The organism is Metabacillus litoralis (assembly GCF_003667825.1).
Lineage (GTDB): Bacteria > Bacillota > Bacilli > Bacillales > Bacillaceae > Metabacillus > Metabacillus litoralis_B.
Window position 1 is genome coordinate 592,203 of sequence record NZ_CP033043.1, and the last position, 15,950, is coordinate 608,152.

General features: G+C 34.9%; 17 protein-coding genes. 13 read left to right on the plus strand and 4 right to left on the minus strand.

Features of this window, described 5'->3' with window-relative positions; all coding sequences use genetic code 11:
• The 10 genes from D9842_RS02700 to D9842_RS02745 all read left to right on the plus strand — a co-directional run bounded on the left by D9842_RS02700 (position 1) and on the right by D9842_RS02745 (position 10,406).
• Positions 1-882, plus strand: coding sequence for a 3-hydroxyacyl-CoA dehydrogenase family protein (locus D9842_RS02700; RefSeq protein ID WP_180320409.1), 882 nt, complete (start codon positions 1-3; stop codon positions 880-882).
• Positions 882-1,661: an enoyl-CoA hydratase gene (locus tag D9842_RS02705; protein ID WP_180320410.1), complete on the plus strand. Its 780-nt coding sequence runs from the start codon at positions 882-884 to the stop codon at positions 1,659-1,661. Before D9842_RS02700 ends, D9842_RS02705 begins: the two co-directional genes overlap by 1 nt.
• A gap of 15 nt (positions 1,662-1,676) precedes the next feature.
• The gene (locus D9842_RS02710) at positions 1,677-2,081 is read left to right on the plus strand and encodes an acyl-CoA thioesterase (protein ID WP_121661165.1); all 405 of its coding nucleotides are present in this window, start codon (positions 1,677-1,679) and stop codon (positions 2,079-2,081) included.
• Between the two features lie 46 nt (positions 2,082-2,127).
• Positions 2,128-3,192 (plus strand): phosphotransferase family protein, encoded by a 1,065-nt coding sequence (locus tag D9842_RS02715; protein WP_121661166.1) that lies wholly within the window; start codon positions 2,128-2,130, stop codon positions 3,190-3,192.
• A 49-nt stretch (positions 3,193-3,241) separates the two neighbouring features.
• Positions 3,242-3,973 (plus strand): 2-phosphosulfolactate phosphatase, encoded by a 732-nt coding sequence (locus tag D9842_RS02720; protein WP_251401441.1) that lies wholly within the window; start codon positions 3,242-3,244, stop codon positions 3,971-3,973.
• A complete protein-coding gene (locus D9842_RS02725) occupies positions 3,970-5,718 on the plus strand; it encodes an acyl-CoA dehydrogenase family protein (RefSeq protein ID WP_121661167.1) in 1,749 nt (582 codons plus the stop codon). The genes D9842_RS02720 and D9842_RS02725 overlap by 4 nt, the downstream gene beginning before the upstream one ends.
• A 10-nt stretch (positions 5,719-5,728) precedes the next feature.
• A complete protein-coding gene (locus tag D9842_RS02730; RefSeq protein ID WP_121661168.1) occupies positions 5,729-6,493 on the plus strand; it encodes an SDR family NAD(P)-dependent oxidoreductase in 765 nt (254 codons plus the stop codon).
• A gap of 51 nt (positions 6,494-6,544) precedes the next feature.
• Positions 6,545-7,312 (plus strand): enoyl-CoA hydratase/isomerase family protein, encoded by a 768-nt coding sequence (locus tag D9842_RS02735; RefSeq protein WP_121661169.1) that lies wholly within the window; start codon positions 6,545-6,547, stop codon positions 7,310-7,312.
• 12 nt (positions 7,313-7,324) lie between these two features.
• Positions 7,325-8,308 (plus strand): quinone oxidoreductase family protein, encoded by a 984-nt coding sequence (locus D9842_RS02740; protein ID WP_121661170.1) that lies wholly within the window; start codon positions 7,325-7,327, stop codon positions 8,306-8,308.
• Between the two features lie 298 nt (positions 8,309-8,606).
• Positions 8,607-10,406 carry a PAS domain S-box protein gene (locus tag D9842_RS02745; protein ID WP_121661171.1) on the plus strand — a complete coding sequence of 600 codons (1,800 nt, stop codon included), beginning with the start codon at positions 8,607-8,609 and terminating at the stop codon, positions 10,404-10,406.
• A 234-nt stretch (positions 10,407-10,640) separates the two neighbouring features.
• Here D9842_RS02745 and D9842_RS02750 read toward each other — a convergent pair whose 3' ends face one another.
• A complete protein-coding gene (locus D9842_RS02750; protein WP_121661172.1) occupies positions 10,641-11,789 on the minus strand; it encodes an aminotransferase A in 1,149 nt (382 codons plus the stop codon).
• A gap of 214 nt (positions 11,790-12,003) precedes the next feature.
• Here D9842_RS02750 and corA point away from each other — a divergent pair, with 214 nt between their 5' ends.
• Both corA and D9842_RS02760 read left to right on the plus strand, forming a co-directional pair.
• Complete coding sequence (corA, locus tag D9842_RS02755; RefSeq protein ID WP_121661173.1) at positions 12,004-12,981, plus strand: magnesium/cobalt transporter CorA; 978 nt, start codon at positions 12,004-12,006, stop codon at positions 12,979-12,981.
• Between the two features lie 82 nt (positions 12,982-13,063).
• The gene (locus D9842_RS02760; protein ID WP_121661174.1) at positions 13,064-13,252 is read left to right on the plus strand and encodes a hypothetical protein; all 189 of its coding nucleotides are present in this window, start codon (positions 13,064-13,066) and stop codon (positions 13,250-13,252) included.
• Between the two features lie 124 nt (positions 13,253-13,376).
• On the opposite strand, the gene D9842_RS26165 is transcribed toward D9842_RS02760, so the two are convergent.
• Positions 13,377-13,505, minus strand: coding sequence for a hypothetical protein (locus tag D9842_RS26165; protein ID WP_257535971.1), 129 nt, complete (start codon positions 13,503-13,505; stop codon positions 13,377-13,379).
• A gap of 132 nt (positions 13,506-13,637) precedes the next feature.
• Here D9842_RS26165 and D9842_RS02765 point away from each other — a divergent pair, with 132 nt between their 5' ends.
• On the plus strand, positions 13,638-14,114 hold the full coding sequence (locus D9842_RS02765; RefSeq protein WP_121661175.1) for a DinB family protein: 477 nt from the start codon (positions 13,638-13,640) through the stop codon (positions 14,112-14,114).
• Positions 14,115-14,149: 35 nt separating this feature from the next.
• Here D9842_RS02765 and D9842_RS02770 read toward each other — a convergent pair whose 3' ends face one another.
• Positions 14,150-14,593 carry a hypothetical protein gene (locus D9842_RS02770; protein ID WP_232273519.1) on the minus strand — a complete coding sequence of 148 codons (444 nt, stop codon included), beginning with the start codon at positions 14,591-14,593 and terminating at the stop codon, positions 14,150-14,152.
• 174 nt (positions 14,594-14,767) lie between these two features.
• A complete protein-coding gene (locus D9842_RS26475) occupies positions 14,768-15,757 on the minus strand; it encodes a GGDEF domain-containing protein (RefSeq protein WP_121661176.1) in 990 nt (329 codons plus the stop codon).
• Positions 15,758-15,950 lie beyond the last annotated feature (193 nt).

Below are 15,950 nucleotides of genomic sequence, written 5' to 3' on the forward strand. Positions count from 1 at the left end.
ATGAAAAATCAAGTTCAATCAATTTGTGTTGTTGGAGCAGGGCAAATGGGTCATCAAATTGCCATGTTAAGTGCATTAGCTGGATTTGAAACAATCATTCAAGATGTAAATGAAAATGCCCTTCAAAAGGCAGAATCAACTCTACATACAATAATGGATAAATGGGTAACGAAAGGGAAAATCAGTAGTGAAACCAAGATGGAGTCTTTTCAAAGATTAACATTTTCCACCAATTTACTTCATTCGGTGCAAGATGCAGATTTTATTATAGAAGCAATCGTTGAAAAATTAGATGCAAAGCAGGAATTATTCCGTAAGCTTGATGAATTTGCAAAGCCTGAAGCGATCTTAGCTTCAAACAGTTCAACAATTGTTAACTCTCTCCTAGCCGAAGTAACGAATCGTCCTGATAAGGTTGTGAATATGCATTTCTTTTTTCCACCTCTTGTGATGGATTGTGTAGAGGTTGTGAAAAGTGAAAAAACATCAGAGCTTACAGCTCAAATGACGATGCTTGTATGTGAAAAAATGAATCGAACTGCAGTTCTTTTACAAAAGGAGATCTCAGGATTTATTGCTAATCGAATTTTAGGAGCATTACAGCGTGAAGCTGTTTATCTTTATGAAAATGGATATGCAGATTATAAAGATATTGATCGAATTTGTAAAAAGGCTTTAAGCCATCCAATTGGACCATTTGAATTAATGGATTTATCAGGAATCGATGTTGGCTATTTTGTTATGCAACAAAGATTCGCAGAAACTGGTGATCCGGCGGATAGGCCTGCTGAATGTATTGAGGAAAAAGTAAAGCAAGGTCATTTAGGAAGAAAAACCGGAAAGGGATGGTATGAGTATAAGAAGGAAGAGGTGAGAGGCTGATGACGTCAATCATAAAAGTAGAAAAAGACCATTCTATTGCAGTTCTTACAATTGATAATCCACCATTAAATGTCATGAACCATCAAGTTCTTCAAGAGCTAAAATCTTTATTTATAGAGATAGAGAATGATCAAGATGTCATAGCAATTATTTTAACTGGGGCAGGAGAGCGGACTTTTATGGCTGGAGCTGATATTAAAGAATTTCCTTCTTTAATTGGTAAAAAGGGTATAAAAGAAAATTTTATGTTAACCCATCAAATTCTTGATAGGATCGACAATTGCTCAAAGCCAACAATTGCAGTATTGAATGGTCTAACACTTGGAGGCGGCTGTGAGCTTGCTTTAACGTGTGACATAAGGATAGCAGAAGAACATGTTTCTATTGGATTGCCTGAAATCAAATTAGGTTTGTTCCCAGGTGGAGGTGGTACTCAAAGGTTACCTCGTGCCGTCGGAGAAGCAAGAGCAAAGGAGATGATGTTTACAGGTACTCCAATTGATGCTAAGAAGGCTGAAAGAATTGGTCTTGTAAATGAGGTTGTTCCTAAAGGGGAGGGGTTGAATAAGGCTCTTGAGATGGCAAGACAAATTAGCCAGCATTCTCTTCAGGCATTGTCTAGGATAAAAAAAGCAGTAGATGAAGGCCTTAGTACTGAACTTTCTAAAGGAATAAATCGTGAAGCGGAACTGTTTGAAGAGGTATTTCAAACAGATGACATAAAAGAAGGGGTAGGAGCTTTTATTGAAAAACGCAAACCGGTGTTTATTCATAGATAAGGAGCTGAAGAAAAGATGAAGCATGAAACAGTAGTAAAAGTTCGTTTTTGTGAAACAGATGCCCTAGGACATGTAAACAACACCAGTTTTTTTATTTATTTGGAAGAAGCACGGGTTTTATTTTTTGAAAGTATAGGATATTCGATGAAAATGGATGGCTGGGAATTTATTCTTGCTTCTACAAAATGTGATTTCATCGGGCAAGCTTTTTTTAATCAAAAGCTAAAGATTGAAACAGAAGTTAGTAAAATTGGCAATAAAAGCTTTCATTTAGCTCATTCCATTATTGATGATATAACAGGTGAATTGGTTGCTAGAGGCGAGGCAATCATTGTTTATTTTAATTTTGAACTGCAAAAAAGTATGCCAATTCCGAATGAGTTAAAAGAAGCATTACAAAGTCATCATACCCTTATTTAGATTAGTAACTACCCTAGTTTGTATCCTATTAAAAGGAGTGAAAATCATGAGTGATATAATTCCAGTCAGAAGTGGGGAGGAGCTTAATGATAAAACAGTTAAAGAATTTTTACTGCATCATTTTCCACAGCTTTCTGATAAAGATTCCCTGATCATCAATCAATTTGGAACAGGTGCTTCAAATTTAACGTATGAGCTTAAATTAGGAAATTGGGAAGGAGTGTTAAGAAGACCACCACTTGGTCCTGTTGCACCTAAAGCTCATGATATGAAACGAGAATATAAAATCTTGAGTACCCTTCACCCTTTGTTTTCGCCTGCACCTAAACCATATCTATTTTCAGAAGACGAAGAGGTGGTCGGAAGTCCATTCTTTATTATGGAAAGAAGGCATGGAGTATTGTTAAATACCGATTTCCCTTCCGATACTCCGCCTTCTAAAGAGCTTGGGGAAAAGTTAAGTGAAATGATGATTGATACTCTTGTTCAGCTTCACCAAGTTAAGTATAAGGGAACAGTTTTAGAAGAACTAAGTAACCCTGATGGTTTTTTAGAACGTCAGGTATATGGTTGGATAAAGCGATATCATCGTGCAAAAACAGATGATATTAAAGAAATTGATGAATTAACAAAATGGCTTGTAAAAAATATCCCATCTTCACAAGAACCTACGGTTATACATTATGACTTTAAATTTAACAATGCATTATTCTCTAATGATTTTAGTGAAATAACTGGATTGTTTGATTGGGAAATGACAACTGTTGGTGATCCATTGGCAGATGTTGGTGCAGCGTTAAGCTATTGGTGTCAGAACGATGATCCGGACCTATTGAAATATGGACTTGGTAAGCCCCCAATAACAGTTAAAGAAGGATTTTATACTAGAAATCAATTTATCGAACGATATGCTTCAAAAAGTGGTCGTGATTTGTCGCAAATCCATTACTATATGACATTTGCTTACTTTAAGCTAGCGGTCATTTGCCAGCAGATTTATTACCGTTATCATAATGGGCAAACAAATGATAAACGCTTTAAAGACTTTCACCTATATGTGAAAACACTCATTGAGCATGCTTTATCTGTAAGTCGTGAAAAGGCAAAATGAATCCAGATATGGGCGTTATGAGATCTCCTTCAGGAAAGGGGTGTAAAGGGTGACAAAGGTACATGTGATTATGAAAAAAGAAGAAATTGTTGAGGAGAAAATGAAAGGGAAAATTGCAGTTGTTTTCGATATATTACTGGCAACCTCAACAATCACCTGTGCACTTGTGGATGGGGCAAAAGCGGTTATTCCTGTTCCTAATGCAGAAGAAGCACATGTAGCCTCAAATCTTATCAAAGCAGAGAATCACATACTTGCTGGAGAATATGAGGGGAAAACAATTGAGGGTTTTTATGATCCAATGCCAACCATTTTAAAAGATAGCATTCAAGGCAAGTATATGATTTTATCAACAACAAATGGAACAGTAGCAATTAATCAATCAAAAAAAGCAAATAAAATTTATATTTGTTCTCTTTTAAATGGAAAAGCAGTTGCAAATACCATTACACATTTTCATAAAGATGATTCCATTATTATTGTGTGCTCTGGATCTTCAGATCAGTTTTGTTTAGAAGATTTTTATGGAGCTGGGCATCTTATCTATCATTTACAAGAAAAGATGCATTTACAGCTAACAGATTCGGCTAAGGCAGCTCGACTTTTTTATGAAAGCAATAAATCTGTTGCTGAAACGATTCTTCTTTCATCAAGGGTAGGTGAAATGCTTGTGAAATATGGATTCATTAATGAGGTGAAATTTGTAAGTCAAAAAGATTGCTTTGAAATTGTTCCATTTTTTGACGGAGAAAAAATTATAGCAGGGGGAGAGTGTGTATGACTTTACTAGCTAATAAAGGTGGTAGCTTTTTATATGACTATGATTTACCTTCAAACCTATTTACTCCTGAAGATGTAACAGATGAACATAAAATGATTGAAAAAACGGCAAGACAGTTTGTCGAGAAAGATGTAATACCTGTTAGAGAGAGAATTGAAAATCAAGATTTTGATAAAGTAGTAGAGTTGTTAAAAAAAGCCGGTGAGCTTGGACTCCTTGCACACAGTGTACCGGAGCAGTATGGTGGACTTGGTCTTGATAAGGTTAGTAAAGGTATTGTTGGAGAAGTGGTCGGAAGATCTGGTGGATATGGTGTTGCCCATTCAAATCATACATGCATCGCTACTCTACCGATCACTTATTTTGGTACAAAGCAACAAAAAGAACGTTACTTACCTAAATTGGCTTCAGGAGAATATCTTGGAGCATACTGCTTAACAGAACCGAATGCCGGTTCTGATGCTCTGGCATCACAAACAACTGCAAAACTAAATGCCCAAGGAACTCATTATCTTTTAAACGGTACAAAACTTTATATTACAAATGCTATATTTTCAGATACATTCATTGTATATGCGAAAGTAGATGGTGATAAATTTTCGGCATTTATTGTTGAAAAGAATTTTCCGGGAATTTCTTTAGGACCTGAGGAACAAAAAATGGGTATTAAAGGCTCCTCTACAAGAGCTGTTATTTTAGAGGATTGTCTAGTTCCTAAAGAAAATCTATTAGGAGAAATCGGGAAAGGTCATGTTATTGCTCTAAATGTTCTAAATTTAGGGCGGTTTAACTTAGGGTCTGCGTGTGTAGGGGGTGCAAAGTATGCATTAGAACTTGCACTTTCTTATACAAAACAGAGGATTCAATTTGGTCAATCTATTGCAGATTTCCCTGCTACGAAGGAAAAAATTGCCCTGATGTCTGCGCGTATATTCGCTAGTGAATCTATTCAATATCGAACTGCAGGGTTGCTCGAAGAAGTTTTAGGTAACATAACAGAAGATGAAAACATCTCAAGGATCGGTAAGAAATTAATGGAATACGCCACAGAGTGTGCTATCTGTAAAGTTTATGGTTCGGAAACACTTGACCAAGTTAGTGATGAGGCCCTTCAGTTGCACGGTGGGGCAGGCTTTATAAAGGAATATAGGATTGAGCAAGTGTATCGTGACTCTCGTATAAATCGTATTTTTGAAGGGACAAATGAGATTAATCGTTTGTTATTACCAACTCATTTATTTAGAAAAGCTTTTAAAGGAGAAATTCCTTTAGAAGAGTTGGTTCATAAAGCAGTTCAAAATTTGTCAGTGAAACCAAGTCTAGATAATAGAGAATTTTCACAGGAAAAGGCAGCAATAAGCGGAATGAGAAACGTTTTTTTAGCGTGTATTGGAGCTGTTTTTGAGCAATTCGGCGAAAAAGTATTTGATGAACAAGAAACACTAATGAAATTATCAAATATAGCAATTGAGCTTTATGCAGCTGAATCGACTCTTGCTAGGTCAATAAAGTGGGACGATAGATTAAAAAGGTTACTAGCAAGAACTGTCTTGGAACAGTCATTGTTATCCGTTGAAGTCATGTCAAGACAACTTGTGAATGGTGTGTTAAACGGTAAAAAAAGAAGTTCACTAATTCAATTAATAACGAGTCACCTTCAATCAGTTGAAGTTACGTCAACGGTAGAAGAAAAGCGTGAAATTGCAGGTGCTCAATTTGAAGCTGAACGATTTGTTACGAAATGAGGTGCTGATGATGAGGTTTTTAAATAAACTTGCTGTTATTACCGGAGCTGGGAGTGGAATTGGAGAAGCAACAGCGATACGCTTAGCTAAGGAAGGAGCAACAGTTGTTTTAGTGGGAAGAACAAAAGAAAAGCTTGAACGAGTTGCTAGAATTATTAATGAATCCTTATCTGATCACAAAGCCATTCCATACGTGGCCGATGTGACTTCCGAGAATCATATAAAGAAGCTTGCTATTTTTTTAGAAAATGAATTTTCATCACTTGATATTGTTGTAAACAATGCTGGAGGCTCATCAAAATCTACAATTCTGGAAACTACTGAAGAGCAATGGGACACAGTTCAAGCAGTTAATTTGAAAAGTATTTTTCTAGTTTCGAAACATCTCGGGAAGCTAATGAAAGAACAGAGCTCAAATGATTACCGTTCAATCGTAAATGTTGCGTCATTATCAGGGTATAAGGCTGGTGCACAAATTCCACACTATAGCTCGGCAAAAGCTGGTGTTATTAATTTTTCAAGAGCTTTAGCATTAGAGCTTGCTCCTAATAAAATTCGTGTGAATTCTGTTTCACCTGGATTTGTTGAAACACCGCTAACAGAGAAGGGGCTGGAAAATGAGGCATTTGTAAAAGCGATCAAACGTAGCACTGCACTTGAACGCGTTGGGCGACCTGATGAAATAGCAAATGTAATTGCTTTTGTTGCATCTGATGAGGCTTCTTATATGACAGGATCAGATGTGTTAGTCGATGGAGGTTGGCTTATTAAATAAAGGTAAACCAATTAAAAAATAGTTACTAACTTATGAAGAGGAGTCGATCAAATGAGTGATTTATTGATAGAAAAAGAAGGGGCAGTGTTAACCCTTTGTCTTAATAGACCAGAAAATCTGAATGCATTTAGTGCAGAAATGATTAGAAAATTAACAAAAACATTTCAAGAGGCTCAACTTGATGAGGAAGTACGAGTGATTGTTTTAAAGGGATCAGGACGTTCGTTTTCTGCCGGTGGAGATGTAAAAACAATGGGAACAACAACTGGTACACAGGTTTATGAACATATTGGTCAATTAAATGAATGCATTAAAGCAATGACAGAACTTGAAAAGCCAATTATTGCAGCTGTACACGGTTTTGCAGCAGGAGCTGCTTTTAATTTGGCGTTAGCTTGTGACATGATTTATGCAACAGATGATAGTAAATTTGTGATGAGTTTTTCACAAGTAGGATTAATTTCAGATGGTGGTGGATTACACTTTCTTCCAAAGATAATTGGGCCTTATCGGGCAAAAGAGCTCTTCTTTTCAGCAAAACCAATAACAGCTCAGAAAGCTTACGAATACGGAATTGTGAACGAGCTTATCCCGTTAGATGAATTATCAAACCGAGTAGCTACAATTGCTAATGAACTTTCACATGGGGCAGTAAGAGCATACGGACTCATGAAGAAAATTATTAATTCTCCAGGTTCATTAGAAAATGTGTTAGAAATAGAAAGAATTACTCAAACATATATGATCCAAACGGAAGATCATAAAGAAGGTGTTAAAGCGTTTAAAGAAAAACGGAAACCACAATTCAAAGGGAAATAGGAGGATGTTAAGATGAAGGCTATTCAATTTGAACAATATGGCGGCCCTGAGGTATTGAAATATATAGATTTAGATGATCCAAAACCAAGAGATTTTGAAGTTGTTATAAAAATTGAAGCAATAGGTGTAAATTATGCAGACACAGCAAGAAGAGAGGGACAGTATGTAGTAGATACACCTCTACCCTATGTACCAGGCTCAGAAGTAGCAGGTACAGTAATCGAGGTGGGCAAGGATGTTAAAGGGGTTTCGGTTGGTAGCCGAGTTGTGACATTACTAAGCTCGCGAAAAGCTACGGGATATGCTGAATACACAGTTGCCGATGGTAGAGCACTTATTCCAGTTCCAGACAATGTAGAGTTTAGTACAGCTGTAGCCATACCGTTACAAGGGTTGAGTGCTTTTCATATATTAAAAACAATGGGAAGACTTGAGAAAGGAGAAACGGTTTTAATTCATGCAGCAGCAGGTGGAGTTGGAACATTAGCTGTTCAACTTGCTAAATTGTTTGGAGCAGGGAAGGTTATTGCTACGGCAAGTACGGATGAAAAACTAGCCTTAGCAAAAGATCTTGGAGCTGATGTTCTAATAAATTATACAAAAGAAGGATGGGAAAAAGAGGTATTAAAAGAAACAAATGGAATTGGGGCGGATGTTGCTTTAGAGATGGCCGGTGGAGATGTTTTTCGAAAAACATTGGATTGTTTAGCACCTTTTGGTCGATTAGTGATTTATGGAGTTGCCAGTGGAGAACAAGCTAGACTATATCCTTCTTCCTTAATGGCAGAAAATAAATCGGTCATTGGCTTCTTTTTACCAGGAATCATGAAGAAACAAGAATTGTATAGTAGTAGCTTAAAAGAACTTTTAACATATGTTAACGATGGAACACTCATACTTAAAATAGGTGGAGTTTTCCCCTTAGAAAAAGCAGCAGATGTACATCGTCTACTTCAAAGCAGGAAAACTCAAGGGAAGTTGGTATTAGTTCCATAATCTAAAGGAGATTTTTGGAATATTCAAATTTTCAGCTACAGGCATTAACAATAAATTTAAAAACGATCTACAAAAAAGTCGGAAATTCCGGCTTTTTTAACGTAATTAGTCATAATTCACACCCTATATCATATATTAATTTTGTCGAGATTATTTTTCATATATTGACAAACTTTTATTACTATGTACACTTATTTTAAAGGAATAAACATTTATAAATGTTTATTCAATAGGTAATTGTTCGTTATATAAAACTAATGTACTAGTATAGAGGTCATGAAAAAGGGGAAGGGAAGCAATGAATAGTGAAATAACAAATCAAGAGGAAGCTATACAAACACTGGAACTTTATGCCGTTGTATCCTCAAATGGGAGATTTCAATACATTTCTTCTAATTCTTTTGAATTAATAGGCTACGCAAGTACTGATCTAATTGGAAGATATATAAAAGACTTTATTCATAATGAAGATTTATTCTTAATAGAGAGCTATTTTTATAACGAACATCATTTATATCCATGTTCCATTCGATTTTTGATGCGAAATGGAAGATATATATGGCTAGAAACAAATGTTGATTTTATCAGAAGTAACATCCAAAAAGAAGGACATGATATTATCCTCAAGATGAAAGCATTAACACCTCATTCGATTAATAATGCGTCTACCGTTGAAGATCAATCGAATGAGGTAATAAATGAACATGATGAATGGGCTATATTACAGGATTTACCTACGCCGGTCTTTATTTCAAGGAAAGGTAAGTTGCTCTTTGTAAACAAGGCTTTTCAGGAATTGTTAGGTGCTAGATCTACTGATCAACTAATAGGAAAGCACACGTTTGATTTTATCGATGAAACTTTTCATTCTGTTATTAAAAATAGAGAGTCGCGGTTACATAAAGGGGAAAGAGTAGGTATTATTGAGGAAACATGGCGAAGGATTGATGGGCGTGAAATAAATGTAGAGATCATGGCATCTTTAACAAATGTTAATGGGGGACAAGCAGAAATTGTCATATTAAATGATATCTCATCCCGAAGGAACTTCCAAAAGATTCTTCAAAAGAGTAGGGAACGGTATCAGCGTTTAATTGATAATTCAATTGATACCATTGCAGTTATTCATAAGGATCAATTTGTTTTCATGAACGAGTCTGGTATTAAGCTTTTTGATGCAGAGTGTTACCCTGACTTGTTAGGGCGGAATATATATGATTACCTGCATCCTAGTGATCATCAAACAATGAAAAATACACTTAAAAACATACAAGATGGGGTTGCTGATGTTCAAGTAACAAACCAATCTTGGTTAATTTCCAATGAAAAAAAGGTTTTTACAGAAATGGTTTGTATTCCAACTACATATTTTGGTGAGCAAGCTGTTCAAGTTATCCTTCGTGATATTTCGTATAGGAAAAAAACAGAGGAGCTTATGTTGCGTTCTGAAAAACTATCTATAGCAGGTCAATTAGCTGCAGGAATTGCCCATGAAATACGAAATCCACTAACTGCAATTAAGGGTTTTTTACAAATTATGCATCCTGATTTAGAACATCATCGTCAATATTTGAATATTATCTTTTCTGAGTTGAATCGAATTGAGATGATATTAAGTGAACTTCTTGTTCTCGCTAAACCACAGGAAACAAAATTTAAAAAAACAAATTTAATTACCTTATTAAACGATGTTGCAATGCTACTTGAAACACAAGGTAATATGAAAAATGTTGCTATTATTCAAAATCATGACAATCAATCTTTATCAATTAATTGTGATGAAAATCAATTAAAGCAATTATTTATAAATTTATTTAAAAATGCTATTGATGCGATGCCTAAAGGTGGAAAAGTATCGGTATTAACAAAAAAATCAAATCATAATGTTCAAATTATTGTTAAAGATGATGGTGAGGGAATTCCTCCAAGCGTTTTAAAAAGAATAGGTGAGCCGTTTCTTACAACAAAAGAAAAAGGTAACGGATTAGGTTTAATGATAAGTTATAAAATTGTTGAAAATCACAATGGTAGTATGTCGGTCGACAGTAAACAAGGAAAGGGAAGTACCTTTACCATTACTTTACCTTATATACAGTAAGCAAAAAAGAACCAACAGATAATATCCTTTGGTTCTTTTTGGAGAGGTAACAAATTTTTGTACGTAGTATTAGTGTCTAGCTCCAGCAGTCTGACTTTTTGGCAAAAAAGTCAGATGCCTAGCCCCTCGAGGTCATAAGCCAATTTAGTATATAAGGCAAAGAGCGCCTTCTATTCTAAATCGTCTTATTGCCCGAGGCTGAACGAGGCGCTTGCGCTTTTCTTGATAAATGAGCTACAGGCTTTTTAAATATTCCTCGATTCGATCCATAGCTTCAATTAATTGTTCCATTGAATAGGCATAAGATAGTCTTACATATCCTTCACCATATGTAGAAAAAGCACTACCTGGTACAAGGGCAACTCCGGCTTTTTCAACAAGAGAGAGAGCAAAGTCAAAGGAAGTTTGTTCAAACTTCTTAATACTTGGAAAAAGATAAAAAGCACCATTAGGTTTTATTACATCAAATCCCATTTTAACCAAGCGGCCATAAACGTAATCTAATCGCTCTTTATAGGCTGTTTTCATTTCCTCTGCATCATTTAATCCAGCTGTTAATGCTTCATATGCTGCTTTTTGAGAAATCGATGTTGCACACGATACATTATATTGGTGAACTTTTAATAAGTGTTTTGCTACAGAATGTGGTGCAAATAACAAACCAATTCTCCAACCTGTCATGCTGTGAGATTTTGACAGGCCATTAATAACAATTGTCTGCTCTCTAAGATAAGAAGCAATTGAGTTGTGTGTCCCGTTGTAAACTAACTCACTATAGATTTCATCCGATAAAACAAAAATATTTTTCCCTCTTAATAGGTTTGCAATTTTCTCAAGTTCATCACTACTAAGTGTTGCACCTGTAGGGTTTGATGGATATGGAAGAACAATACATCTTGTTTTTTCTGTTATGTAAGAAGCGAGCAATTCAGCTGTTAATTTAAAATCATTTTCAGTTGTATCAACATATACTGGTACACCACCAGCCAATTTAATTAGTGGTTCATATCCAGGATATACAGGACTTGGCAATATGACTTCGCTACCTTCTTCTAATAAAGTCCGGAAAGTACAATCAATTGCTTGACTAGCCCCAACTGTAACAATCACTTCATTGTCAGGGGAGTAGGTAAGGCCGTATTTTTTTGAAACAAATTGGCATGCTGCTTCACGAAGCTCAAAAAAACCAGCATTGTGCGTATACGTTGTAAAGTCATGCTGAATAGCAGTTACACCTGCATCTTTTACATGGCTAGGTGTGGTAAAGTCGGGTTGACCAATTGTTAAAGAGATAACATTCTCATAGTCAGCAACCATGTTAAAGAACTTTCTAATGCCTGATAATTCAATTTCCTTAACTTTTGAGTTAACCAAATGCTCCATACTAAAAAACCTCCTATAAATCTTTTTTAAGCATCAAATTACTAATCATATTAAATTGTGTAGAAGGTTAGTAAATTAATGAATGCAAGAATAAATGAACTAAAAAGTTTCATAACAGTTATTTTACCATTTTTCTTATACAAGTCATCCTTTTCTAACTCGTTTAGTCAATCTACAGAACGGGAATAGTAATAGAGAATGTAAAAAGAGGGTAGTGAAGAAATTGATTAGAACTTTAGCAATAACAACAGAGGAAGAGATTATCTATGACCTACCTCTAAGTGAACTAAAAAAAGGAAACATAGAGTGGTATTGGGTTGACTTTCAGGAGCCAACCGATGATGAAGTGAAAAAGCTATCATCTTTTTTTCATTTCCACCCACTAGCTATTGAAGACTGCTTAGAGTTTGTTCAAAGACCTAAGATGGATTTTTATGACCATTATTTTTTTGTTGTCATTCATTCCATTAATCAACGTACATTAGAAGCGGATGAGATTGATCTTTTTGTTTCGAATCGCTTTATCGTTACTTTTCATAAAAACCCTGTTAGGGATATAACAAACATATGGCAACGTGTAAAAAAAGAAATGAGCCTTCAAAAAAGCCCAATGCAAATCTTGTATCAAATCGTGGACAAGATTGTTGATGAATATTTTCCTCCTGTTTACAAATTAGAAGATTCAATCAATCAGGTAGAAGATAATACTAGTGACCAAACAATAAGTGAACTCATGGAACAAGTATTTGATATTAGGTCAGAGTTAAATAAATTAAGAAGAACCATAGTCCCGATGAGAGACCTACTCTATCGAATCATCTCCTCATCACGGTTGAATTCATTAAAGGAAAAGCATATTTATTTTCAAGACATTTATGATCACTTGTTAAAGCTAGTTGAAATGATTGATGCAAACAGAGAATTATCTTCTGATATACGTGATAGCTATTTATCAATAAGTTCTGACCGCATGAACCGAGTGATGATGACGTTAACCGTTATGTCTTCAATTTTTCTGCCTTTAACGTTTATTGCAGGAGTTTACGGTATGAATTTTCAATATATGCCTGAATTGACGGGGAAATATAGCTATTTTATTGTTCTTGGACTTATGGGCTTAATTGGTCTTGGGATGGTATGGTTTTTCTATAAAATGGGATGGTTTCGATTCCATAAAGGAACAAAATTGTAACAACGGACAAATATCTTTTGTACTCTACGAACTATATAGTAAGATACAATTAGTACTTATTTACTAGAAGAGGTGGTAAATGATGAATGATATGAACTCATTATTAACCGAAGAAGAACAAAAAATCATTACGAAATTAGAATCAGAAATGCTTTTTGCCCTTACTGTCGCACATATGACTTTTTATAAAAATGAAATCCAAGCAATCATTTCACAGGCAAAACGTAGAAATTCCTTTCTTGAGAAGCTCGAAAAAGAAGCTTTAGTATAAAAATGAGGTTCCTTCATGACTTGAGAAAAAGTCTAAAAGGGAACCTCATTTTTATTTGAGTGATAATGACTATCATCCTAAGTAATTCTTCATAAGGAATATGATAGGTCTTTTTAATTAGTTCTTATTGATTACGAGGGCGTGTTTTTTCTGCCTTTTTATTTGTAGAAGTAAGTTCTTTTGAGAACTCAGGGTCTGTTAAAGGTTTTGCTGTTTGAAGACCTGATTTTGTACGTACATTTCTCTTTGTCATGTATGTGCCTCCTAAAATAATCTAACAATACTCTTTTATTTTTAACGAATCATATCATTTTATTTTAGCAATTTCTACCTTAATGGAGGTATGATAGAAGAAAGGTGTTTCTGAAAAGAGGAGGTTTAATTAATGAATAATCACAGTTTAAGTATTGCTTATCACAAGTGGGCAACTCTAAAGGTGGTAGGGCATATCCGAACCTTACCCAAAGAGATACATAAACAAGAAATAAAAAGTGTGTTCCCCTCATTATTTGATACATTATTACACATGTTAGAGGTAGATGAACTATGGCTAACAAGAATAAAAAATAGAGCAATTAGTGTAAATGAAAATAATACAATTGAACAACTATTTGCAAATTATGTAGCGTTATTAAATGAATATGAACAACTAGGCCATGATGTTTTGGATCGATTAGTTACATATAAAAGCTCAGAGGGAATAGAATATGAAAATATATGTTATGAGATTATTCAACATGTAGTAAACCATGGTACCTATCATAGAGGAAATATTTCAGCTATGTTAAGACAATTAGGAAATAAAACAATATCTACAGATTATATTTATTTTCTTAGAGAGAGAGCGGACATAGAAAGGTAGCACAAAAGGAACCGTAACAACGGTTCCTTTAAGTGTTAACGACAACTAAATGATTGAATACGATCTAAATCAATACCAAAATAAACCCAACGATATTGACGTCTGCGCCAACGATATCCCGCGATAGAGTTGCGCCCTACAAATGTTGGATAAAACCAGAAGCCACGTCCATTGTTTAAACGAATAAATGTGTATCGATATAAACAACCACGAATTCCACCTGGATCTACAGCAAATACACTTGCTTGACCTTGTGATTGAAGTGGTGGAATTTCACTTGGTGGTGGACCAGGGGGAGGACCTGCTTGATCAAACCCACCTCCAAACCCACCTTGACCGTAGCCAGGTGGTCCAAATGGAGCTTGTTGATCAAAATCATTTTGTGGACCAAAAGGATATTGATCAAAACCATTACCAACCGGTGGCCCATAAGGCGGGAATCCGGGCACTTGAATTGAAAACTGACGATATGGATACATATTTTTCTCTCCTTTCATGAACCTTCGTATTACAATATGCCATAAAACTAGATAGGTGAGTGTCCCGGATTTGTTTTTTTATTGATAAGTGAGGCAGGTTATTTTTTCTGATAAAGCACGGTGGAATAAAAAAAGATAATGAAAAAGAAATTTCTTCTCCATTATCTTTACTTATTATTGTTGCGGTGTACAACAATCTCTTTTAGCATTTAAATCATAGCTAACATAACAGCTATCTTCTTGTAACTTACAGAGTTTCTTTACTTCTGCAGCAATTTTACTAATCTCATCAATTGAATGGTAAATATGATTTTGATTTGTAATAGTAGCTATAGAGAGAGCTACTAATGGTATTTTGTTGAACTTACCGTTACGGTCTTTAGTGTAAACATACTTATTGTTCCAGTCATGAGGGTCATAATATTGTTTAATGCGAATTTCATATTCTTGGATAATAAGCTGGCAAATCTCTTCATAATGGTAATGAGGAAGAATTGCTACAAAATCATCTCCACCAATGTGTCCAACAAAGGCATCTCTATCATCAATTAATAGAATGTTTTTGCTTAATAGGTTGGCTACTTCTTTTATTAACAAATCACCCTTTTTAAATCCATATGTGTCGTTGTATTCCTTGAAATGATCAAGGTCAACATAAAGAAATGAAAATTCTTTTTGTTTATTTTTCAGAAATTCATTCATCTTTTCTTCAATAAGAACATTTCCAGGTAATCCTGATAAGGGGTTAGTATACATTGCTTGATTTACTTGTACTTCTGCTAGTTTAATGAGCAGGTTTTTAATGCTGACTATCCCCTTTAGCATTTGATCTTTCGTTACAACTACATAATCATACAGGTTTTTTTGGCTTCGTCCCATTGCTTTTGAACTAACGACAGCAATCGATTCAGTATGTTCGACCATAAGTGGAGCTGTGTCCATGACTAGGTCAATTGATCTCCCCATAAAAAGATCAAAACCGTATTTGGTAGAAATTTTCTGGTAAAATTGTGCTTTCATGACAAGTCCAACTGGTTGATTTTCACTGGCAACGACGATTCCTTCAAGATCGGGTAAATCTTCAAAAATCTGATTTACCTCAGAACTCTTGGTTTTAATTGAAACAACTGGTACGTTTTCGATAATATCTCCTATGGTTACCATTTATTCACGACTCCTATTTGATGAACAGGCTGATGTATTACCTACTATTTTACTATAAAAACAGCAAATTTTTGTTAAATAAATGTAAATTTTTCAATTTTGAAAAATAATATAAATGATTTCTCTTATTCAAATGAAGTAAATAGGTATAAATATCTATATTGCTTTTTTTCCTAAAACATTGATATCCTAT